Source organism: Thauera sp. ZXT1-4, assembly GCF_052598215.2.
Map to the genome: position 1 here is coordinate 72,247 of NZ_JBQWSN020000001.1, position 20,916 is coordinate 93,162.

General features: G+C 66.3%; 18 protein-coding genes and 3 tRNA genes. 12 read left to right on the forward strand and 9 right to left on the reverse strand.

The window, feature by feature from the left end; translation table 11 throughout:
* Nucleotides 1–56: 56 nt before the first annotated feature.
* The gene (locus tag ACUH78_RS00340; RefSeq protein WP_418363123.1) at nt 57–866 is read right to left on the reverse strand and encodes an outer membrane protein assembly factor BamD; all 810 of its coding nucleotides are present in this window, start codon (nt 864–866) and stop codon (nt 57–59) included.
* 13 nt (nt 867–879) lie between these two features.
* On the opposite strand from ACUH78_RS00340, the gene rluD reads away from it, so the two are divergent.
* Nucleotides 880–1,839 (forward strand): 23S rRNA pseudouridine(1911/1915/1917) synthase RluD, encoded by a 960-nt coding sequence (rluD, locus tag ACUH78_RS00345; RefSeq protein WP_445332551.1) that lies wholly within the window; start codon nt 880–882, stop codon nt 1,837–1,839.
* On the forward strand, nt 1,836–2,624 hold the full coding sequence (gene pgeF, locus ACUH78_RS00350; protein WP_445332550.1) for a peptidoglycan editing factor PgeF: 789 nt from the start codon (nt 1,836–1,838) through the stop codon (nt 2,622–2,624). Before rluD ends, pgeF begins: the two co-directional genes overlap by 4 nt.
* A 75-nt stretch (nt 2,625–2,699) precedes the next feature.
* Here pgeF and ACUH78_RS00355 read toward each other — a convergent pair whose 3' ends face one another.
* Nucleotides 2,700–2,927 (reverse strand): hypothetical protein, encoded by a 228-nt coding sequence (locus tag ACUH78_RS00355; RefSeq protein ID WP_418363120.1) that lies wholly within the window; start codon nt 2,925–2,927, stop codon nt 2,700–2,702.
* 100 nt (nt 2,928–3,027) lie between these two features.
* Between ACUH78_RS00355 and ACUH78_RS00360 the strand changes: the two genes are divergently transcribed.
* The 8 genes from ACUH78_RS00360 to ACUH78_RS00395 all read left to right on the forward strand — a co-directional run bounded on the left by ACUH78_RS00360 (nt 3,028) and on the right by ACUH78_RS00395 (nt 11,981).
* Complete coding sequence (locus tag ACUH78_RS00360; protein WP_445332549.1) at nt 3,028–4,773, forward strand: PHA/PHB synthase family protein; 1,746 nt, start codon at nt 3,028–3,030, stop codon at nt 4,771–4,773.
* A 102-nt stretch (nt 4,774–4,875) separates the two neighbouring features.
* Nucleotides 4,876–5,616, forward strand: coding sequence for a beta-ketoacyl-ACP reductase (locus ACUH78_RS00365; protein ID WP_418363118.1), 741 nt, complete (start codon nt 4,876–4,878; stop codon nt 5,614–5,616).
* 242 nt (nt 5,617–5,858) lie between these two features.
* A complete protein-coding gene (locus tag ACUH78_RS00370; RefSeq protein ID WP_418363117.1) occupies nt 5,859–6,599 on the forward strand; it encodes a beta-ketoacyl-ACP reductase in 741 nt (246 codons plus the stop codon).
* A gap of 131 nt (nt 6,600–6,730) precedes the next feature.
* Entirely contained in the window at nt 6,731–7,318 is a 588-nt protein-coding gene (gene phaR / locus ACUH78_RS00375; protein WP_418363116.1) for a polyhydroxyalkanoate synthesis repressor PhaR, read from the forward strand.
* 70 nt (nt 7,319–7,388) lie between these two features.
* Nucleotides 7,389–8,720 (forward strand): 30S ribosomal protein S12 methylthiotransferase RimO, encoded by a 1,332-nt coding sequence (rimO, locus tag ACUH78_RS00380; protein ID WP_445332548.1) that lies wholly within the window; start codon nt 7,389–7,391, stop codon nt 8,718–8,720.
* 37 nt (nt 8,721–8,757) lie between these two features.
* Nucleotides 8,758–9,855, forward strand: coding sequence for a patatin-like phospholipase family protein (locus ACUH78_RS00385; RefSeq protein ID WP_445332547.1), 1,098 nt, complete (start codon nt 8,758–8,760; stop codon nt 9,853–9,855).
* 77 nt (nt 9,856–9,932) lie between these two features.
* Nucleotides 9,933–11,336: an FAD-binding oxidoreductase gene (locus tag ACUH78_RS00390; RefSeq protein WP_510497543.1), complete on the forward strand. Its 1,404-nt coding sequence runs from the start codon at nt 9,933–9,935 to the stop codon at nt 11,334–11,336.
* An 18-nt stretch (nt 11,337–11,354) separates the two neighbouring features.
* Nucleotides 11,355–11,981, forward strand: a complete 627-nt coding sequence (locus tag ACUH78_RS00395) for a ParA family protein (RefSeq protein ID WP_418363112.1) — start codon at nt 11,355–11,357, stop codon at nt 11,979–11,981.
* 100 nt (nt 11,982–12,081) lie between these two features.
* On the opposite strand, the gene ACUH78_RS00400 is transcribed toward ACUH78_RS00395, so the two are convergent.
* The 6 genes from ACUH78_RS00400 to ACUH78_RS00425 form a co-directional block, all read right to left on the reverse strand.
* Nucleotides 12,082–12,157, reverse strand: a tRNA-His gene (locus ACUH78_RS00400).
* A gap of 42 nt (nt 12,158–12,199) precedes the next feature.
* A tRNA-Arg gene (locus ACUH78_RS00405) sits at nt 12,200–12,276 on the reverse strand.
* A gap of 27 nt (nt 12,277–12,303) precedes the next feature.
* Nucleotides 12,304–12,380: transfer RNA gene (locus tag ACUH78_RS00410), tRNA-Pro, on the reverse strand.
* Between the two features lie 57 nt (nt 12,381–12,437).
* The gene (locus ACUH78_RS00415; protein ID WP_418363111.1) at nt 12,438–13,709 is read right to left on the reverse strand and encodes a hypothetical protein; all 1,272 of its coding nucleotides are present in this window, start codon (nt 13,707–13,709) and stop codon (nt 12,438–12,440) included.
* Nucleotides 13,706–13,924 carry a DUF2249 domain-containing protein gene (locus ACUH78_RS00420; RefSeq protein WP_418363110.1) on the reverse strand — a complete coding sequence of 73 codons (219 nt, stop codon included), beginning with the start codon at nt 13,922–13,924 and terminating at the stop codon, nt 13,706–13,708. Before ACUH78_RS00420 ends, ACUH78_RS00415 begins: the two co-directional genes overlap by 4 nt.
* Nucleotides 13,921–14,376 (reverse strand): hemerythrin domain-containing protein, encoded by a 456-nt coding sequence (locus tag ACUH78_RS00425; RefSeq protein ID WP_418363109.1) that lies wholly within the window; start codon nt 14,374–14,376, stop codon nt 13,921–13,923. The genes ACUH78_RS00420 and ACUH78_RS00425 overlap by 4 nt, the downstream gene beginning before the upstream one ends.
* 180 nt (nt 14,377–14,556) lie before the next feature.
* Between ACUH78_RS00425 and ACUH78_RS00430 the strand changes: the two genes are divergently transcribed.
* Complete coding sequence (locus ACUH78_RS00430; protein WP_445332545.1) at nt 14,557–15,783, forward strand: MFS transporter; 1,227 nt, start codon at nt 14,557–14,559, stop codon at nt 15,781–15,783.
* A gap of 18 nt (nt 15,784–15,801) precedes the next feature.
* Here ACUH78_RS00430 and ACUH78_RS00435 read toward each other — a convergent pair whose 3' ends face one another.
* Nucleotides 15,802–17,043 carry a BaiN/RdsA family NAD(P)/FAD-dependent oxidoreductase gene (locus tag ACUH78_RS00435; RefSeq protein WP_445332544.1) on the reverse strand — a complete coding sequence of 414 codons (1,242 nt, stop codon included), beginning with the start codon at nt 17,041–17,043 and terminating at the stop codon, nt 15,802–15,804.
* 134 nt (nt 17,044–17,177) lie between these two features.
* Between ACUH78_RS00435 and ACUH78_RS00440 the strand changes: the two genes are divergently transcribed.
* A complete protein-coding gene (locus tag ACUH78_RS00440) occupies nt 17,178–20,909 on the forward strand; it encodes a DUF748 domain-containing protein (protein ID WP_445332543.1) in 3,732 nt (1,243 codons plus the stop codon).
* Nucleotides 20,910–20,916 lie beyond the last annotated feature (7 nt).

Here is a 20,916-nt window from a genome sequence, read left to right on the forward strand (position 1 = left end):
CGTTTTGTGGAGCGCACGCACCCGCAGCGGATCGCTCGCGGGTGCGCGTCAGCGTCTTACCAGAGCTGCCACCACGGCCGGTCGTCTTCCGGTCCGCCGCGGAAATACACGCTGTCGGGGAAGTTGGCGTGCATCACCCGGTCGGCGTCGTCGCGCAGCTGGGGCATGCCCATGACGTCGTAGCTCTTCACGAGCAGGAACAGCGCTTCCTCGATCGCAGGCGCGTCGGGGAAGTTGGCGACCGCCGTCTGTGCGCGGTTGACCGCCGCCACGTAGGCGCCGCGGTTGTAGTAGTAACGCGCCACATGAACCTCATGCTTGGCGAGCGAGTTCACCAGATACTGCATGCGCGCCCGGGAATCGTCCGCATAGCGGCTCTCGGGGAAGCGCTCCACCAGTTCGCGGAAGCTGTCGAAAGCCTCGCGCGCACCCTTGGGGTCGCGCTCGGAGAGGTCCTGGCGCGAGAGATTTGCGAGCAGGCCGAGGTCTTCGTTGAAGTTGACCAGGCCCTTGAGGTAATAGGCGTAATCGACGTTCTGGTGGTTGGGGTGCAGCTTGATGAAGCGGTCTGCCGCGGCCAGCGCAAGGGCCTGCTCGCCCTGCTTGTAGTAGGCGTAGGCAGATTCAAGCTGGGCCTGCTGTGCGAAGCGGCCATAGGGATAGCGCGCCTCGAGCTTTTCGAACAGCTGGATCGCCCGGTCGTAGCCGCCCTCGGACATCGAGGTCTTGGCCTCGGAGTAGAGCTTCTGGGCATTCCATCCTGCCGTCTCGTCGATCTGTTCGGGCAGCAATCCGCAGCCGCCAAGCAGCAGTGCGCCAATGAGGGCGGCTTTTGCCGTTAAACTTCCGGGGGTGAACCTGGCCATCGAAAGCACTCGCGTGAATGAACCCGAAGATTATATCCCAGCCGACGACGCGGACTCGTGCGATGCAGTGACGATTCCTGCAGCGCTCGGCGGCCTGCGCCTCGATCTGGCGCTGGCCAGGCTCTTTCCCCAGCACTCGCGGAGCCGCCTGAAGGGCTGGCTCAAGGATGGCTTCATCCGCGTCGATGGCGCCAGGCCCGATGCGCGGCGAAAGGTTTGCGGTGGCGAGTCCGTAGAAGTCGATGCGCCGCCCCCACCCGAGATCGCGGCCGAGCTGCCGGAGGACATCCCGCTCGGTATCGTGTTCGAGGACGAGCATCTGCTCGTCGTCGACAAGCCCGCCGGACTGGTCGTGCATCCGGGCAGTGGCAACTGGAGCGGAACGCTGCTCAATGCGCTGCTTCACCATGACCCTGCGCTGGCCGCCGTGCCGCGCGCCGGCATCGTGCACCGGCTGGACAAGGACACCACGGGTCTGATGGTGGTTGCGAAGACGCTCGCGGCGCAGACGGAGCTGGTGCGCCAGCTGCAGGCGCGCACGGTAAGGCGCCATTACCGGGCGCTGGTGCTGGGCGACGTACGCGCTGGCGGGACGGTCGATGCGCCCATCGGCCGGCATCCGTCGCAGCGCACGCGCATGGCGGTGGTCGGCAACGGGCGGCCGGCGCTCACCCACTACCTGGTCACGGCACGATACGCACGCACGACCCTGGTGGAATGCAGGCTCGAAACCGGGCGCACGCATCAGATTCGCGTGCACATGGCGCACCTCGGCCATCCGCTGGTGGGCGACCCCGCGTACGGGGCGCGCCGCTGCGGGGATCCGCGCCTGGATGACTTCGGCCGTCAGGCCTTGCACGCGTTCCGGCTCGGGCTCGTGCATCCGCACAGTGGCGAGGCGATGCTGTGGGAGGTGCCGATGGCGGCCGACCTTGCGGCGCTGCTCGCCGCCCTGGAGCCGGAAAGGCGATGACCGTGCCCCAGGCGACGATCCTGCCTGGGCTCGTCGAGGTCTCGCCCGGGCTGATGCGGCCGGACTGGGTGCTGCCCGCCGGGGTGCAGGCATGTGTGACCACGCGGGCGGGCGGCGTCAGCCTTGCGCCGTATGCTTCGTTCAATCTCGGTGACCATGTTGGCGACGATCCGGCCGCAGTGCGCGCCAATCGGGCGCGCCTGCAGGCCGAACTGCGCGTTGCGCCGCTGTGGTTGTCGCAGGTCCATGGGGTTGTCGTGGCCGACGCCGACTGCGCGCAGGGATGCCCGGAGGCCGACGCCGTTCTGGCCCGCACCGGTCGCCGTGCGTGCGCGGTGATGACCGCCGACTGCCTGCCGGTGCTGTTCTGTGCGGACGATGCCTCGGTGGTTGCAGCGGCCCATGCGGGCTGGCGCGGGCTTGCTGCGGGCGTGCTCGAGCGCACCGTGATGGCGATGAACGTTCCGCCTGCGCGGGTACAAGCCTGGCTGGGGCCGGCGATCGGCCCGCAGGCCTTCGAAGTTGGCGATGAGGTGCGGGCGGTGTTTGTCGCGGATGACCCTGGGGCCGCATCGGCCTTTGCGCCTGGCCTGGCGGGGGGCAAATGGATGGCCGACCTGTTCGCGCTCGCACGCCGCAGGCTCGCGCGAGCAGGCATTCACGATGTCGCGGGGGGCGGCCTATGCACGGTGTCCCGCACCGATGACTTCTTCTCCTATCGCCGCGACGGGCGCACCGGGCGCTTTGCGTCGCTGATCTGGCTGGAAGACGACCGGGCGCGCTGAACCGGCCGCATTCCGCGGGTGACCGTGATGCGCCGGCCAGGCATCCGCACTGCATGAGGCGTCCGACGGCTGGCGCTATTGATCGGCGCCCGTTTCGGCTCTATCGTTGCGGACAAGGGCTTCCTGCTCGGCCTCGCGCTCGAGCCGGCGCCGGCGACGCGCCGGCGTGCCGAACAGCCACAGGAACAAGGCCAGCGGTGCGAGGCCCCAGAACACGAAGGTAAGGACGGCTGCGACAATCGTGTCCTCTGCTGCAGCGACGAGGATCACGACGTAAAGCCAGGCGATGGGAACGAGGTACATGAGCGGATTCTAGCGCGTGCCATCGCGTGAGGGTCCGCAATCGGGTTCGGCGCGTGCGTCCGTTGCGCACGGCAGCGAAACAGGGTCAGGAGATACGTGGATGACGGATTCAACGGGCAAGCAGACACCCCCGGGCATGCAGGCGATGTACGCCGCGGGTCAGGCGATGGCGCAGGGCTTCTTCGAGGCGCTCGCACGCCAGCATGCAGCGATGCAGGATTCCTCCGGTCTCGCGGCGCAGAAGCTGCCGCTGCCCGAGGCCGAGGCGCTCGGGGCGATGCAGAAGGCGTTTGCGGAGAAGCACGCCGCGTTGTGGTCCGCGATGCTCGCGCGCAAGGGCGGCGAGGCGGGTGAGCCGGTTGTGCAGGCCGAGCCCGGCGACAAGCGCTTCAATGCCCCGGAATGGTCCGAGAGCCCGGTGTTCGACTACGTTCGCCAAGCCTACCTGCTCAATGCCGGATACCTGCGGCAGATGGCCGAGGCCATGCCGATCGCCGACGGCCGCGCCAAGGCGCGCATCCAGTTCCTGACGCGGCAGTACATCGACGCGCTGGCACCGAGCAACTTCGCCGCCACCAACCCCGAGTTCATCAAGACCGCGGTCGAGACCAAGGGCGAGAGCATCTCCCGGGGCATCCAGAATCTGCTGGGCGACCTCGAGAAGGGGCGCATCTCGATGACTGACGATTCAGCCTTCGAGATCGGCCGCAACCTCGCTTTGTCGCCGGGCTCGGTGGTGTTCGAGAACGAGTTGATGCAGCTCATCCAGTACGCGCCGCTCACCGAAAAGGTGGCGCAGGTGCCCCTGCTGATCGTGCCGCCCTGCATCAACAAGTTCTACATCATGGACCTGCAGCCCGAGAACTCGCTGGTGCGATTTGCCGTCGAGCAGGGCAACACGGTGTTCCTGGTGTCGTGGCGCAACCCGCGTCCGGACAGTGGTGGGCACTTCACCTGGGACGACTATCTCGAGCAGGGGCCGTTGGCCGCGCTCGAGGTCGTGCGCTCGATCACCCGCAACAAGAAGCCCAACGTGCTCGGCTTTTGCGTGGGTGGCACCATCCTGACTTCGGCGCTGGCGGTCGCGCGTGCGCGCGGTGAGGATCCGGTTTCCAGCCTGACCTTGATGACCACGTTGCTCGACTTCGCCGACCCGGGCGAACTCGGCTGCCTGGTCGACGAGGCCGGGGTGGCTGCGCGCGAAGCCGCAATCGGCAAGGGCGGCGTGCTCGAGGGGCAGGAACTGGCCAACGTGTTCTCCTTCCTGCGCGCCAACGACCTGGTGTGGCAGTACGTGGTGGGCAACTACCTGAAGGGCAACAAGCCGGCCGCCTTCGACCTGCTGTACTGGAACTCCGATTCGACCAACCTGCCGGGGCCCTTCCTCACCTGGTATCTGCGCAACATGTATCTCGAGAACAACCTGCGCGTGCCGGGCAAGCTCAGGATGCTCGGGCAGAAGATCGATCTCGGCAAAGTGAACATGCCGGCCTATCTGCTGGCGGCGCGCGAGGACCACATCGTGCCGTGGAAGAGTGCATACCTGGCGCGCAACCTGCTGGGGGGCGATACGACCTTCGTGCTGGGCGCGAGCGGCCATATCGCCGGCGCGATCAACCCCGCCTCGAAGAACCGGCGCAGCTACTGGGTCTCGGGAGCGCATCCGGCCGATCCCGACGAGTGGTTCGAAGGCGCCGAGGAACACAAGGGCAGCTGGTGGCTGCATTGGGCCGAGTGGCTGCGCGCGTACGGCGGCAAGCAGGTGGCGGCGCGCGGTCGCCTCGGTAGCACGAAATACGAACCGATCGAACCGGCTCCCGGCCGCTACGTCAAGGAGCGTGCCTGAGGGCCATTACCGGTTCGGCGACGGCAGCGGATCGGACGGTCGCTGCCGGAGCATCGATCCCCGTCCAGCAGAAGAGAACCCGTTCAGGGAGAGGAGAAGACTATGGCAAGAGTTGCACTGGTAACCGGTGGCATGGGTGGTCTCGGTGAAGCGATCTGCATCAAGCTTGCTGCGCTTGGCTATAAGGTCGTCACTACGCACTCTCCGGGCAACAGCAAGGCCCAGGAGTGGCTGCAGGCCATGAACAACATGGGATATGGCTTCAAGGCGTACCCGTGCGACGTGTCGGACTTCGATTCCTGCAAGGCCTGCGTGGAGCAGGTGAGCAAGGAAGTCGGGCCGGTCGACGTTCTGGTCAACAACGCGGGGATCACCCGTGACATGACGTTCAAGAAGATGACCAAGGCCGATTGGGATGCGGTCATCGAGACCAACCTCGATTCGGTGTTCAACATGACCAAGCAGGTCATGGACGGGATGCTCGAGCGCAAGTGGGGCCGCGTGATCAACGTGTCCTCGGTGAACGGTCAGAAGGGCGCCTTCGGGCAGACCAACTATTCCGCTGCCAAGGCCGGCATGCACGGCTTCACCAAGGCGCTGGCGCTGGAGGTGGCGCGCAACGGCGTGACCGTCAACACGATCTCGCCGGGTTACATCGGCACCAAGATGGTGATGGCGATCCCGCAGGAGATCCTCGATTCCAAGATCCTGCCGCAGATCCCGGTGTCCCGTCTGGGCAAGCCGGAAGAGATCGCCGGCCTGGTTGCCTACCTGGCGTCGGACGAGGCCGCTTTCGTGACCGGAGCCAACATCTCGATCAACGGCGGTCAGCACATGTTCTGATTCCTCTCCGGCCGAAAGGCTGCGAGGACCGCGACGGGCGCACTCCGCGAGGGGTGCGCCCGTTTTCCTGTGCGTGCAGAACCATTCGCAGGGGTATTGCGTTGCAGCAAAGCCGCTCAACAGTCGATATAATGCCTCGGCGAGGCGGCTGATGCGCTGCCGCAACTCATGCCGGAATCCGGGTCGTGTCTTGTGTACCGGCGGGTTCTCGGTTTCGACAACTGCTCCACAAGGATTCCAAGATGTCCCAGAAAATCGCTCTCGTCACCGGCGCCATGGGCGGTCTCGGCACGGCGATCTGCCAGTCGCTCGCGAAGGACGGCTACAAGGTCGTTGCCAACTGTCTGCCCAACTTCGAGCCGAAAGGCGCCTGGCTGTCCGGCCAGCGCGAACTGGGTTTCGAGTTCGTCGCGGCAGAAGGTGACGTCTCCGATTATGAGTCGTGCAAGGCCATGGTCGAGAAGATCGAGGCAGAGGTCGGCCCGATCGACGTGCTGGTGAATAACGCCGGCATCACCCGCGACAAGTTCTTCCCGAAGATGGAGAAGGGACAGTGGGACGCGGTCATCAGCACCAACCTGAACAGCCTGTTCAACGTCACCCACCACATCTCCGCCAAGATGGCCGAGCGTGGCTGGGGCCGCATCATCAACATCTCCTCGGTCAACGGCGTCAAGGGCCAGGCCGGCCAGACCAACTACTCGGCCGCCAAGGCCGGCGTGCTCGGCTTCACCAAGGCGCTCGCCGCCGAGCTGGCCAACAAAGGGGTCACGGTCAACGCCGTCGCGCCGGGCTACATCGGCACCGAGATGGTCATGGCCATCCGTGAGGACATCCGCCAGGGCATCGTCGACACCGTGCCGATGAAGCGCCTCGGCCGTCCGGACGAGATCGGCGACCTGTGCGCCTACCTCGCTTCCGACAAGGCAGCCTACATCACCGGCGCCACCATCAACATCAACGGTGGCCTGCACATGTGCTGATGTACCCGCGCATGTGAACAATGCCGCGAAACCCCGTCCGCTGGCGGGGTTTCGCGGTTTTTCGCATTGTGTAGCACGATATAATCCGACGGCAAAGCAAGCGGATGCGGAGCCGCCGAGGAGACCCAGAAATGCCGGAACAGCAGCGCCTGATCAAGAAGTATCCCAACCGCCGCCTGTACGACACGCGGACGAGTTCCTACATCACCCTCAACGACGTGAAGGATCTCGTGCTGGGACACGAGCAGTTCCAGGTCGTCGATGCGAAGACCGGCGAGGACCTCACGCGCAGCATCCTGCTGCAGATCATCCTAGAGGAGGAGGCGGGTGGCGCGCCGATGTTCACCAGCGATCTGCTCGCGCACATGATCCGCTTCTACGGCAACGCGATGCAGGGCATGATGGGCAAGTATCTCGAGAACAACATCAAGGCCTTCACCGACATGCAGGGCAAGTTGCAGGATCAGGCCCGCGCGATCTACGGTGAGAACAGCCCGGTCGGCCAGGATCTGTGGGCGCAGTTTCTCAACTTCCAGGGGCCCGCGCTGCAGAGCATGATGGGCGCCTACGTGGATCAGTCCAAGAAGATGTTCGAGCAGATGCAGGGCCAGCTCGAAAGCCAGACCCGCAACATGTTCAGCGGTTTCCAGTTTCCAGGTTATCAGCCGTCCGAAGACGACGCCCAGGGCGCCGGACGCAAGGACCCGAACCAGAAATGAGCGCCTTGCCGGGGTGCCGCATTGCGGCGCCTTCCGGTGCAGGTGCCCCGACCCGACAGGCTTCCCACGCATGACCACCTTCAAGACCCCGGACCTGCCGCGCGTCGGCTTCGTTTCCCTCGGCTGCCCCAAGGCCACCGTCGACTCCGAGCACATCCTCACCCGCCTGCGCGCAGAGGGCTACAGCATTTCGGGCAGCTATGACGATGCCGACCTGGTGGTGGTCAACACCTGTGGCTTCATCGATGCCGCGGTCGAGGAGTCGCTCGACGCGATCGGCGAGGCGCTTGCCGAGAACGGCAAGGTCATCGTCACCGGCTGCCTCGGTGCCAAGGACGACGTGATCCTCGCCGCGCACCCGCAGGTGCTCGCGGTCACCGGCCCGCACGCCACCGAAGAGGTGATGCACGCGGTGCACAGGCATCTGCCCAAGCCGCACGACCCCTTCACCGACCTCGTGCCGCCACAGGGCATCCGCCTGACGCCGCAGCACTACGCCTATCTCAAGATCTCCGAGGGCTGCAACCACCGCTGTACCTTCTGCATCATCCCGTCGATGCGCGGCGACCTTGTCAGCCGTCCGATCCACGAGGTCATGCGCGAGGCCGAGGCGCTCGCCGATGCGGGCGTCAAGGAGTTGCTGGTGATTTCGCAGGACACCTCGGCCTACGGCGTGGACGTCAAATACCGCACCGGCTTCTGGGGCGGGCGTCCGATCAAAACACGCCTGCTTGATCTTGCCAGGGCGCTCGGCGAGCTTGGCATCTGGATCCGCATGCACTACGTGTATCCGTACCCGAGCGTCGACGACCTGATCCCGCTCATGGCCGAGGGCAAGATCCTCCCGTACCTGGACGTGCCCTTCCAGCACGCCAGCCCGCGCGTCCTCAAGGCCATGAAGCGCCCGGCCAACGCCGAGAACGTGCTCGAGCGCGTGCGCAAGTGGCGCAGCATCTGCCCCGAGCTCACCATCCGCTCGACCTTCATCACCGGCTTCCCCGGCGAGACCGAGGAAGACTTCGAGATGCTGCTCAACTTCCTCGAGGAAGCCCAGCTCGACCGAGTAGGGGCCTTCGCATACTCGCCGGTCGAGGGTGCGGCGGCCAACGATCTGCCTGGTGCGGTGCCGGACGAGGTGCGCGAGGAGCGCCGTGCGCAGCTGATGGACTTCCAGGAAGACATCTCCACCCAGCGCCTCGAGGCCAAGATCGACCGCGAGATGACCGTGCTGGTGGACGAGGTCGATGAGGAAGGCGCACTGGCGCGCTCATCAGGCGATGCGCCCGAGATCGACGGCTTGGTCATCATCCCCGATGCCGAGGGCCTCGCCCCCGGCGACTTCGTGCGCGTGCGCATCACCGACTGCGACGTGCACGACCTCTACGCCGAACGGCTGGACTGAACCCGATGAGCCCGGCGCGCATGCGGAGCCTCCTCCCATGACCGGCGCGGGTGCTCTGGGTGCGCTCCGCATGGGGGTGCCCGATGCAACGGGCGGGCCGGTGATCGGTCTCGCCCTCGGCAGCGGCGCGGCACGCGGCTGGGCGCACCTGGGGGTGCTGCAGGAGCTTGCGCGCGAAGGCATACAGCCGCAGATCATCACCGGTTGCTCGATTGGCGCCTTCGTTGGCGCGGCAGCGGCCTCGGGCGATCTCGACCGGCTCGTGCGCTGGGCCGAGGCACTCAAATGGCAGGACGTGGTCTCGCTGCTCGACGTCTCCCTGCGTGGCGGCCTGATCAAGGGGCAGAAGCTGATCGACTTCTTCGAGCGCAACTTCGTCGATCGCGACTTCTCTGAACTGGATGCCCGCTTTGCCTGTGTCGCCACCGAGTTGTCCTCGGGCCGTGAGATCTGGCTGCACGATGGCAGTGTGGCCGCTGCGGTGCGGGCATCGATTGCACTGCCCGGGCTGATGACGCCGGTGCGCCATCAGGGGCGTCTGCTGATCGACGGAGGGTTGGTCAATCCGGTGCCGGTGTCGCTGTGCCGCGCCATGGGGGCAGACGTGGTGATTGCCGTCGATCTCGGCTCGGACATGGTCGGGCGCGCATTCCGCCGTGCTGCGGTGGAGCCTGCGCCAGAAGAGGAGACCGAAGCCGGCTGGACCGAGCGGCTGCTGGCGCGCTTTGGCATGACGGGCGATGACCCGGCGACCGCGACGGGGGCCAGGCAGGGACGCCAGGGTGATATGGGCTGGAGCCAGCGCCTGTTTGCCAGCATGGGCCTGAGTGCCGATGGCGCTGCCGCGGGTGCGGCAGCCGACGCGGACAACCTGCCTTCGCTGGTCTCGGTGATCAGTTCGAGCATCAACATCATGCAGGTGCGCATTGCGCGCAGCCGCCTCGCGGGCGAGCCGGCGGACGTGCTGATCTCGCCCCGCGTCGGGCAACTCGGGCTGATGGACTATCACCGCGCAGACGAAGCCATCGCGGAAGGTGTTGCAGCGGTGGGGCGTGCGCGCCCCTTGCTGCGCGAACTACTGGGCACCGGTGAGGACGCCGACTCGGTCCAGCAGGCGGGGCAGGGAAGTCAATGAGGCCGGATCCGTCTGCGTTGCGCGCGCGGTTGCGCGCCATCGTTGGCCCGGCCAATGTGCTGGACTCGGCACAAGATATGGCGGCCCATCTGAGCGACTGGCGGGGGCGCTATCACGGCGAGGCACTGGCCGTGGTTCGTCCGGGTGACACGGCCGAGGTGTCCGCGGTGGTCGCTGCCTGTGCGGCTGCAGGTGTGGCCATGGTGCCGCAGGGCGGCAACACCAGCCTGTGCGGCGGTGCAACTCCCCTGGGCGACGGCCGTGCGGTGGTGGTGAGTCTGACGCGCATGAAGCGCATTCGCGCGCTCGACGCAGAGAACGACACCCTGACGGTCGAAGCCGGCTGCACGCTGGCCCAGGTGCAGGCAGCCGCCGCAGCGGCAGATCGGCTCTTTCCACTTGCACTCGCCTCCGAGGGCAGTTGCATGATCGGCGGAAATCTCTCGACCAATGCCGGAGGCGTCCAGGTCCTGCGTTACGGCAACACGCGCGATCTGGTACTCGGCCTGGAGGTCGTGCTTGCCGACGGGCGGGTCTGGGACGGACTGCGCGGCCTGCGCAAGGACAACACCGGCTACGATCTCAAGCAGCTCTTCATCGGCGCCGAAGGGACCCTGGGCATCATCACCGCAGCCGTGCTCAAGCTGTTTCCGGCCATTCGCTCACGCGCCACGGCCTGGGCTGCAGTACCCGACCCTCAGGCGGCAGTGCGCCTGCTGGGGCGGCTGCGGGCTGAATGCGGCGACCGTGTGAGCGCGTTCGAGATCGTTGGCCGTGCGGCGCTCGATCTCGTGTTGCGCCACATTCCCGGGGCTCGCGATCCGCTCGCGGATGCTGCGCCCTGGGCGGTGCTGGTGGAGCTCGGCGATCCTGGGCTCGGTGCGCCGCTGGCGGAGCAACTCGAAGAGGCGCTCGCCACGGCTGCTGACCTGGGCTTGGTGACCGACGCGGCGATCGCGGCCAGCGGGTCGCAGGCGCAGGCATTGTGGGCGCTGCGCGAGAACATCTCCGAGGCGCAGCGCATAGAGGGTGTCAGCATCAAGCACGACGTCTCGGTGCCGGTGAGCCGCATTCCCGAGTTCCTGGAGTGCGCAGGCGCTGCGCTGCGCCAGCGTTGGCCCGATGTGCGCATCGTGGCGTTCGGGCACATCGGCGATGGCAACCTGCACTACAACCTTTCTAAGCCCGAGGCTGGTGACAACGCCAGCTTCATCGCCAGCACCCCCGAGGTCAATCGCGTGGTGCACGATCTGGTGCATACACTTGGCGGCTCGATCTCGGCCGAACATGGCCTTGGCCAGCTCAAGCGCGAGGAAATTGCGCGCTACAAATCTCCACTGGAGCTTGAGCTCATGCGCAGCATCAAGCAGGCGCTCGACCCGCGTGCGCTGATGAATCCGGGCAAGGTCCTGCCGCCCGCTTGCGCGGACCCGGACGAGGGCTTGAAGGGGATTCCGGACAACACCATTACAGGGCCCTGACGCCCGGGAGCAAGCACGATGCGCAAGATCATGGTGGCCAATCCGAAGGGGGGCAGTGGGAAGTCGACGCTGGCGGTGCATCTGGCAAGCTGGTTTGCCAGGAACGACGAGGTCGTCTGCCTGGGCGATCTCGATCGACAGCAGTCCACTCGGTACTGGCTGAGTGAACGCCCGCAGCACCTCGCTCCCATACGCCATTGGGATGTGTCCGGCGATGAGTTGCCGGCAGCACCCAAGGAGTGCACGGTCGCGGTGCTGGACAGCCCCGCAGGACTGCACGGAAAACGCCTTAAGGCCTTGCTGAACGAGATGGACAAGGTGGTCGTGCCGGTTTCTCCGTCGCGCTTCGACATGATGGCCAGCCGCGAATTCTTCGAGGAGCTCTCTGGCACGAAGGCCGTACGCAAGGACAAGGTCGATATCGGGATCATCGGCATGCGGGTCGATCCACGAACCAACGCATCGAAGCAGCTGGTGGAGTTTCTGCAGCAGTTCGACCTGCCGCTGGTAACCTGCATCCGTCAGGCGCAGCGCTATGTTCACGCGGTCGAGTCCGGGGTGACGCTTTTCGATGCGAGCAACATCGATCCGGTCGATCGGCTGCAGTGGAAGCCGCTGCTGGACTGGCTGGTGAAGCGGCGTTGATGGTGGGCGAAAATGAAAGAACCCACCGCGAAGGGTGGGTTCTTTCATTCGTGTGCTAGTTTCACCATCCGCTTGTACGGGAGGTAACACACCGAATTTTTGGGGCGACATACCGGTTTCGAACCGGTGACCTTTGGAGCCACAATCCAACGCTCTACCAACTGAGCTAATGCCGCCACTACCAGATTCCGGTCAAGCCGAAACCCTGAAAACCGTCCTGGCCTGCCCGGCAGGGATCGAACCTGCAACCCCCGGCTTAGAAGGCCGGTGCTCTATCCAATTGAGCTACGGGCAGATTCCCGCGGGCATTCGAGGTGTGAGCTGGTCGGGGTGGAGGGATTCGAACCCCCGACATCTTGCTCCCAAAGCAAGCGCGCTACCGGACTGCGCTACACCCCGAGAGCCGCGAACTATACAGACTCCACATCGATGCGTCAAACGGATTCTGCGCGTTTTTTACGCATGCACGGCGCGATGCCATTCGCGTACGGCATGCAGCAGGTTGAGCAGCAGCCAGCCGAATTCGATCACCACCAGGATGCCTGCAAGCGGGGTCAATACGGGTACGAACACGGCGAGGAAGAGGGCGCCCAGCGCAAACTTGTGCACCACGATCTGGCCCCGGATCAGGTTGTCGGGGAGCAGCTTCTTCATGTTCGGGGCGCGGACCCGCGCCTGGGTGAGGTGAAGCCAGGTAAGGAAGGGAACGATCTTGTACAGCATGGCGGTGATCGCCCCGGCGAAGGTACCGTGAAGGACGAGCACGCCGGCGAGCACCGGCCATTGTTGCGCATCGTGGAACAGGGATAGCAGCAGCGCCACGAGGCTGCCGATCAGCGCGAACATCGACAGCCGGAAGGCACGGAAGGGCGCGTCGGGCGTGCTGCGGCGCGTGTTGCGCTGCAGCCTGAGTGTCTGAAAGGCGAATCCACCCGCGAGCACGAGCAGCAGGCTGCCGAGTACCGTCACGGTGAGGTCGAGGTCTGCGAGCAGGCCAGCCGACCACAGTGAGAGCACGGCGAGCGTGAGCGGCGCCCAGAGCCGGGTGAAGCGTGCAGGGTAGGCGGGCGTGATCTGGAACATCGGCACCACGACCCAGCTCGTGGCGGCGAGCAGCAGCCCTCCCCAGCCCAGCCAGGCCCATACCGCATGCAGGTCGACCAGCGTGGGCAGCGGGAAGGGCACGGGCAGACCGCGTACGAGCGCAAACGCGAGCACCACGCCGAGCACCGTGGTCAGGGTCAGCGCGACGAGGGCGAGGCGCAGGTCGCGCGGAGTCCGACTGGCTCCGTGCGCAGGTGCAGCGCGCAGAAGCGCCAGCAGGCTCGCGGCTAGGAACGTGACCAGCCCGCCCGCGAGCAGCACGCCACCCGCGATGATGGCGTTGGGTGAGCCCGCGCCCAGACCGTAGGCCAAGCTTGCCGCACCGGCGCCGACTAGTGCGTGCGTGACGGTGGCGACCGGAAGCGGGGCAGGAAAACTCGCACCCACGGCCACGGGCAGGATCTGCAGCAGCGCGCCGAGCATTACCTGGAGCATGAAGCCGGCGGCGAAGAGGTGAACGGCGGCCAGGGCGCCGGGCGTCCAGCGCGAAACGAGGAGGTCCGCATCCGCGAGCAGCAGGAAGCCCGCCGCAATGCCGAAAAGCGGCGCAGTCAGGAAGAAACGCAGCGGAGCGGAGAGCGGAGGCGTGTCCTCGTACGCGAGCCCGGGATTCGCACTGCTCATGGGCGAGAGATCAGGATCTCGACACAGCCGTCTTCGCGGAAACGCTCGTCATGCAGATAACCGTCACGGTCGAGTACGCGCAGGAGCGGATGTGGCATGCGGTCCAGAAGGAGGGTGAAGCTGTCGCCGCCCTGCAGGGCCATGATGGCTTCCATTGCGCGTTCAAACGGTTCGGGCGGCTCCAGGCCGCGGGCATCTACAGTCCGGGGATTCATGCGGCGTACTCGTGGGTGATTCGTTGCCCAAGCGTTTCGACGAGCGCCTCGCGCTGGTCGCCGAGGCGCATGTCGCACATCGGGTAAAGGATGTTCTCTTCCTTCATGTTGTGCTGCTGCATCATGATCAGCAGGGTCTCGGCCTCGCCGGCAAACTCTTCCGCGTCGCGGCTGCGCAGGGCGGCACGCAGTTGTGCGAACGAGTTGCGCATTTCGGCATGCTCGCCGCGCATCACCTGGGTCGGGCCCTGCGTCATGCCCGTGGCCGCCTCGAAGCGCGGGAAGAGTTCCTCCTCTTCGGCGCGGAAATGCGCTTCAACCCCTTCGGCGAACGCTTCGAAGGCCTCGGTCGCACCTTCCCAGTCCTTCTTGTTGACGAGGGTTTCGGCCCGGGCAAAGTCGTGGTCGCAACTGCGGTGATCGTGCGTCATCAGTTCTGCGATCGAAGTCATTTTTTGCTCCAGCGGTGAGTCCCGTGAATATTCCGGATCGCGTGCGCGAAGGCATTGATGCGAGTCAAGTCGACTCCGACGACGACCCCGTCGGCATCGATTCTTGCGCCCTGTGCGGGCTCGCCGCGGCGGCGCGGCGCAGGCAGAATGCGGCCTTTCTCCGCCACGGAGTTTCCCAGGATGCAGTCGAGTGCCGTGCCGAGCGCGTGGGGGCGGATCTTTCTGCCCTTTGCGCTGGGCTATTACCTGTCCTACTTGCTGCGTACGGTCAATGCGGTGATCTCTCCCGCCCTGACCGCCGATCTCGGCCTCACCGCGGCAAGCCTCGGGTTGCTGACCAGCACCTACTTCCTCGCCTTTGGCCTGGCGCAGATTCCAGTGGGCATTGCGCTCGACCGCTTTGGCCCGCGTCGGGTCGAGGCCACGCTGCTGCTCGTCACGGCGCTCGGCGCAGCCCTGTTTGCGCTCGGGGACGGCCTGCACACGCTGGGCGTGGCGCGGGCCCTCATCGGGCTGGGCGTGTCCGCATGCCTGATGGCGGCGCTCAAGGGATTTGCGCTGTGGTACCCGCGCGAGCGGCAGAGCTCGATGACCGGTTACATCATGGCGGCGGGGGCGCTCGGGGCACTGACGGCGAGTACGCCGCTCGAGGCCGTGCTGCCTGTGCTGGGCTGGCGCGGAGCGTTCTGGATCGTCGCCGCGGTGTCGGTGGTAGCTGCGGCGGTGTTGCTGCGCAGCCTGCCGGACGTGCCGGCCGATCGCCCGCGCGGCGGGCTGGCCGATGCGATGCGTGCGTTGGGTGGGATCTACACCTCGCCCGCATTTCTTCGCCTTGCCGCCTCGTCAGCCGCCTTCATTGGCAGCTTCATGGCCCTGCAAAGCCTGTGGGCGGTGCCGTGGATGATGCATGTGAATGGGCTCGGGCTCGCACAGGCGGCCGGCATGCTGGTGGTGCTCAACCTCGGTAGTTTCGCGGGGCAGCTGTCGATCGGCTTGCTGGGCGTGCAACTCGCGCGCCGTGGCGTCGAACCGCTCACGTTGCTGCGTTCGGGCTATGTCGCACTGATGCTCGTGCAACTCGCGATCCTGAACGCGTTCGGGCCGGTTTCGTTACTGTGGTTCCTGTTCGGTTTCTTCTCCGCGGTGAACTCGCAGAGCTATCTGGCTGCTTCGCGGGGCTTCGAGCCTGCGCTGTTCGGCCGGGTCAGTACGGCGCTGAACCTGATGGCCTTTGCGGGCGCTTTCGCACTGCAGTGGGGGCTGGGTTTCGGGCTCGATGCGCTGGGGGCGCGCGGCCACGCGATGAAGGATGCGCTGCAGCTCAGCTTTGCGGGGCTGCTCGCGCTCCAGGTCCTTGCCTATGTTCCGCTCCTGTTTCCGGGGGCGCGGCGCAGTTCCAGTGCTTGAGATGGCGCTCCGCCACGCTCACGCCGCACGCCCGCAGGCTACGCCCGAGGACCACGCCCACTGGAAGTTGTAGCCACCCAGGTGACCGGTGACGTCCATCACCTCACCGACGAAGTACAGGCCCGGTACCCCGCGTGCTTCCATCGTCCGGGACGACAGGGCATGCGTGTCCACGCCGCCCAGCGTGACCTCCGCCTTGGCGTGGCCCTGTGTGCCGGACGGGTTCAACTGCCAGTTCGCCAGCCGGTCGGCGATGGTACGCAGTTCGGTGTGTCGATACTGGTTCATGGGCTTCGTCCAGCCATGCAACTCGCACCATGCTTGGGCGAAGCGGCGCGGCAGCCGTTCCGCGAGCAGGTTCGGGAGCAGGCTGCGCGCCTGTGCATTCGACAGCAGCCATGCCTGTGCGTCGCAGCCGGGTAGCAGGTTCAGGCTCAACGGCTGGCGCTCGCCCTGCACGTAGGTCTGTGCTTGCCAGTAGCTCGACACCTGCAGGATCGCGGGACCGGACAGACCGCGATGGGTAACCAGGGCGGCTTCGCGGAACACCGGTCCGGCGCAGTGCGCTTCGACCTCCAGTGAGATGCCTGCCAGGGGCGCGAGGCGTTCGAGGGTTTCGGGCGACAGCGTGAGCGGAACCAGCGCCGGAAGCGGCGGAACGACCGGCAGCCCGAACTGCCCGGCGATGCGGTAGCCGAAGGCCGTGGCACCGATCTTGGGGACAGCCAGCCCGCCGGTGGCGATGACCAGCGAAGGCGCGTGAAAGCGACCGCGATCGGTATCTACCTGAAAGCGGGCCGGTGCGGCCTCCGGCGCATGGCCGATCTCGTGCACGGTGGCCGGCATCGCCCACTCCACGCCGCCGTCCTCACACTCGGCGCGCAGCAGGTCGATGATCTGCTGCGCAGAGTCGTCGCAGAAGAGCTGGCCCCACTCGCGCTCGTGGAAGCGGACGCCGTGGTGCTGGACCAGTTCGATGAAGTCGCCCGGGGTGTAACGGGAAAGTGCCGAGCGCACGAAATGCGGGTTACGGCTCAGATAGTTCTCCGGGCCGACACGCAGGTTGGTGAAGTTGCACCGGCCGCCCCCCGAAATCCGGATCTTTTCGGCGAGGCGCGTCGCGTGGTCGATCAGCAGTACGCGCCGACCGCGCTGCCCCGCAGTGGCGGCGCATATCATGCCCGCAGCGCCCGCGCCGAGGACGATGACGTCGAAGTGAGCGTCGCCGCCCGACGTGGCGGAGATGGATGCTTGCGTCACGGCCTTACCTGTGCGGGTGAAAGCGGCGCAGAATACGGTTTCGGGACCTTTGCCGCAATGCGGTAATTGCGGCGGACTGTGCTTGCGGCGACAGCTCGCCCATTGTAAACATGCGCCGCGCGACGGAGTATTCCATGCCTGAAACCGCGACCGACTCGAGCACCGCGCAAGCACCCCGGAGGCGGGTGGGGCGTGGTGCCTTGTGGGGCACGGGGATCCTGCTTGCGCTATCGGCGGCCGCCTACCTTGCGGTGCCGCCGGTGGCACGACACTACGCACAGCAGATGCTGGCCGAGACGCTGGGGCGCGAGGTCAGCATCGAGCGCGTGCTGATCAACCCCTTCCGGCTGACCGCCGAGGTCGGTGGCCTGCGCGTAATGGACGCCGATGGTCGCACTGAGGCGCTCGCCTTCGATGTGTTGCGCGCCAACCTCGAACTCGAGTCGGTGGTGCGCAAGGGCGTGGTGCTGCACGAGCTTGCGCTGACCCGGCCGCGGGTGAGCGTGGTGTTGGGTGAGGATGGGCGACACAGCTGGCAGGACGTCGTCGACCGCCTTGCCGCATTGGCGCGCGACAAGGCCCCTGACGAGCAGGCGGCGCCGCTGCCGTTTTCAATCGGCAACATCCGCGTTACCGATGGCCAGTTCTCGGTGGACGATCGGCCGCGCGGACTTCGGCATGAGATCAGCGAGGTCGGCCTGGGCGTGCCCTTCCTGTCCAATCTCCCGGTGCGCGTGGATGTCTTCGTGCAGCCTTCGCTCTCGGCGAAGATCAACGGCGACCCCATCCTGCTGAACGCGCGCACCAAGCCCTTCATCGAATCGCAGGAAACCATCCTCGACCTCGCGCTGCGCGGCTTCGATCTCACACCCTGGCTGGCCTATGTGCCGGTTGAACAGCGCTTCCGCCTGCCCTCGGCCTTCCTGACCACGAACCTCGAGATCTCCTTCAGCCAGCAGCCCGATGCTGCGCCGGTTCTAGCGGTGCGCGGCCCGGTGCAAGTCGACGGCCTGGTGTTGCAGGACCGGGACGGGGCGCAGGTGCTGAGCGTCGCCGAGGCCGAGCTCGAGTTCGCGGACGTGCAGCCGCTCATCGGGCGCTGGCAGTTCACCCGCTTGCGCCTTGCGCGTCCGGAACTCGACCTGGTGCGGCTCCAGGACGGCTCGCTCAACGTGCTGGGGCTGCTGCCGCCTGCCGAAACGCAGCCGGCGGCAGTCGAGCAACGCAAGCCGAAACCGCCTGCAGCAGCGGTCAGCGATGCGCCTGCTGCGCGGGAGGCCGCGGGAAGCGGGGCGGGGGCGTCGGATCCGGCGCAGTCGAAGCAGATGGGGGTGGATTTCCTGCTTGCGCTGATGCGCATCCAGGATGGCGTGATCCGCTTCGAGGACCACAGTTTGGCGGAGCCCTTCAGTACGCGCGTCGAGGCGATCAACCTCGACATGCGTGACCTCGCAACCGTCGGTGAGCTGCCTGCGGAGATCCGCCTCGATTACGTAAGTGAAGCCGGCGAAAAATTTGCCCACGAGGACGTGCTGCGTCTCGCACCCTTCGAATACAAGGGTACGCTCCAGTTCGATGCCATCCGGCTGCCGCGCTACGCGCCCTATCTTGCTGCGGCCCTGCCGGGCGGACGGATCAGCGAGGGGACGCTGAGCGGGAGCGCACACTACCGCGTGGTGCTGGATGAGCAGGGCGTGCCGGCCGTGCAGGTGGATGCGGATGCGCTGGCCCTGCGCGATTTTGCCTTGCTGCTCAAGGGGGGCGAGTCCCCTGCGGTGAAGGTGCCGGCGCTCGACCTGCGCGCGGCGACGGTCGATCTCGGCACGCAGCGGGTGAGTGTCGGTGGTGTCGAGGCCACCGGGGCGGCGGTCTCGCTGGTGCGCCTGAAGAACGGAGACGTCGACCTGCTTGCGTCCTTGCTTCCGCCTGCTGCGTCGACGAAGGGGCGCAAGACGGCGCCGGACGGACCTGAGTGGGTGGTCACGGTGGACAAGCTCGCGCTCAAGGGCGCCTCCATGCGCTTCGAGGACCGCAGCGTGGGCCGTCCGGTGGTGACCGCGGTCGATGACATCGATTTCGAGCTCGAGGGTTTCAGCACCGAGAAGGGGACGGCGCTGCAGTTCAAGCTCGACTCCCGGCTCAACAAGCGTGGGAAGGTCGCTGCGAGCGGGCCGCTCACGCTTGCGCCGCTGAAGGCGGATCTGCGGCTCGACCTGCGCACCGTCGATCTGCTGCCGCTGCAACCCTATGTGCTGGCGCAGACCAAGATCGCGATCTCGCGCGGCAACCTCAGTACCCAAGGGCGGCTGAACCTCTCCACCGGACGGCGTGGGCAACTGCTTGGCCGCTTCACCGGCGATGTCGCGGTGTCCAATTTCGCCTCCGTGGACCGGCTGAACGCCACCGATTTCGTGCGTCTTCGCACCCTGCGGGTGGGGGGCATCGATGCGCGCCTCGAGCCGTTCTCGCTCGGCGTGAAGCGTGTGCTGCTCGACGACTTCTATACCCGCCTGATCCTGGATGAGGAAGGGCGGCTGAACGTGCGTGAGATTGGTGGCACGGGTACCGGGAAGAGCATGCCCGCCACAGTGAAAGTGGCGGCTCCCGCGGCGATTCCGGTGCCTGCCGAGGGGGCGGCCCCGGTGGCTGCGAACAGTGCGGAGATCGCCGCCCCCTCGGCCCCGCCGCCGCCCATCCGTATCGACCGCGTGGAGATCAAGCGCGGCAACGTCGCCTTCAGCGACCGCTTCGTGCGCCCCAACTACGACGCCAACCTCACCGATCTTGCCGGCACCCTGGTGGGCTTCTCCACCGCACAGGACACGATCGCCAAGCTGGATCTGCAGGGCAAGGTGGACAAGACCGCGCCGCTCAGCATCACCGGCGAGCTCAACCCCTTCCGCCAGGACGCGCACCTGGACATTCTCGCCAAGGTGCAGGATTTCGAACTCACCGGGCTGTCGTCCTATTCGGGCAAGTACGTGGGCTACGGCATTGCGCGCGGCAAGCTCTCGGCTGAGCTCAATTACCGGATCGAGGAGCGCAAGCTTTCCGCGACCAACCAGATCTTCCTCGACCAACTGACCTTCGGCGACAAGGTCGATAGCCCGGATGCGGTAAATCTGCCGGTGCAACTCGCGGTGTCGCTGCTCAAGAACAGCCGCGGCGAGATCGACCTGCATCTTCCGGTGAGCGGCACGCTCGACGATCCCCAGTTCAGCATCTTCGGCTTGGTGCTGAAGATGTTCGTCAATCTTATTGGCAAGGCGATCACCTCGCCCTTCGCGCTGCTCGGCGCCGCGCTGGGCGGGGGGGAGGAACTGTCGCAGCTCACGCTGGCGCCGGGCACGGCCCGTCCGGGCGAGGCGCAGCAGGAGAAGCTGAGTACACTTGCGAAGGCCTTGATCGACCGTCCCTCGCTCAAGCTCGACATCGTCGGCCGTGCAGACCCCGCGAGCGATCTTGACGGGCTGCGACAGGTGGCACTCGACCAGGCCGTGCGCGCGCAGAAGCTCAAGGCCATGCTCGCCCGCGCCGAAGAGGCGCCCTCGCTCGAGGACATCGAAGTCAGTGGTGACGAGTATCCCGAGTTGCTGAAGAAGGCCTACAAGGCGGCCGACTTCAAGAAACCGCGCAACTTCATCGGCTTGGCCAAGGATATTCCCGTCGCAGAGATGGAAGCCCTCATGCGCGAGAACGTCAAGGCGGGCGATGCCGAACTGCGCGCGCTCGCGCAGCAGCGCGCCCAGGCTGTGCGCGAATGGCTGGTGGGCGAGGGCGGCGTGCCGGGCGAGCGTGTATTCGTGCTCGAACCGAAGGTGGAGGCGGGCGGCGAGGCCGGGCAGGTGCAGTTCTCGCTGCGTTGACGCGGAA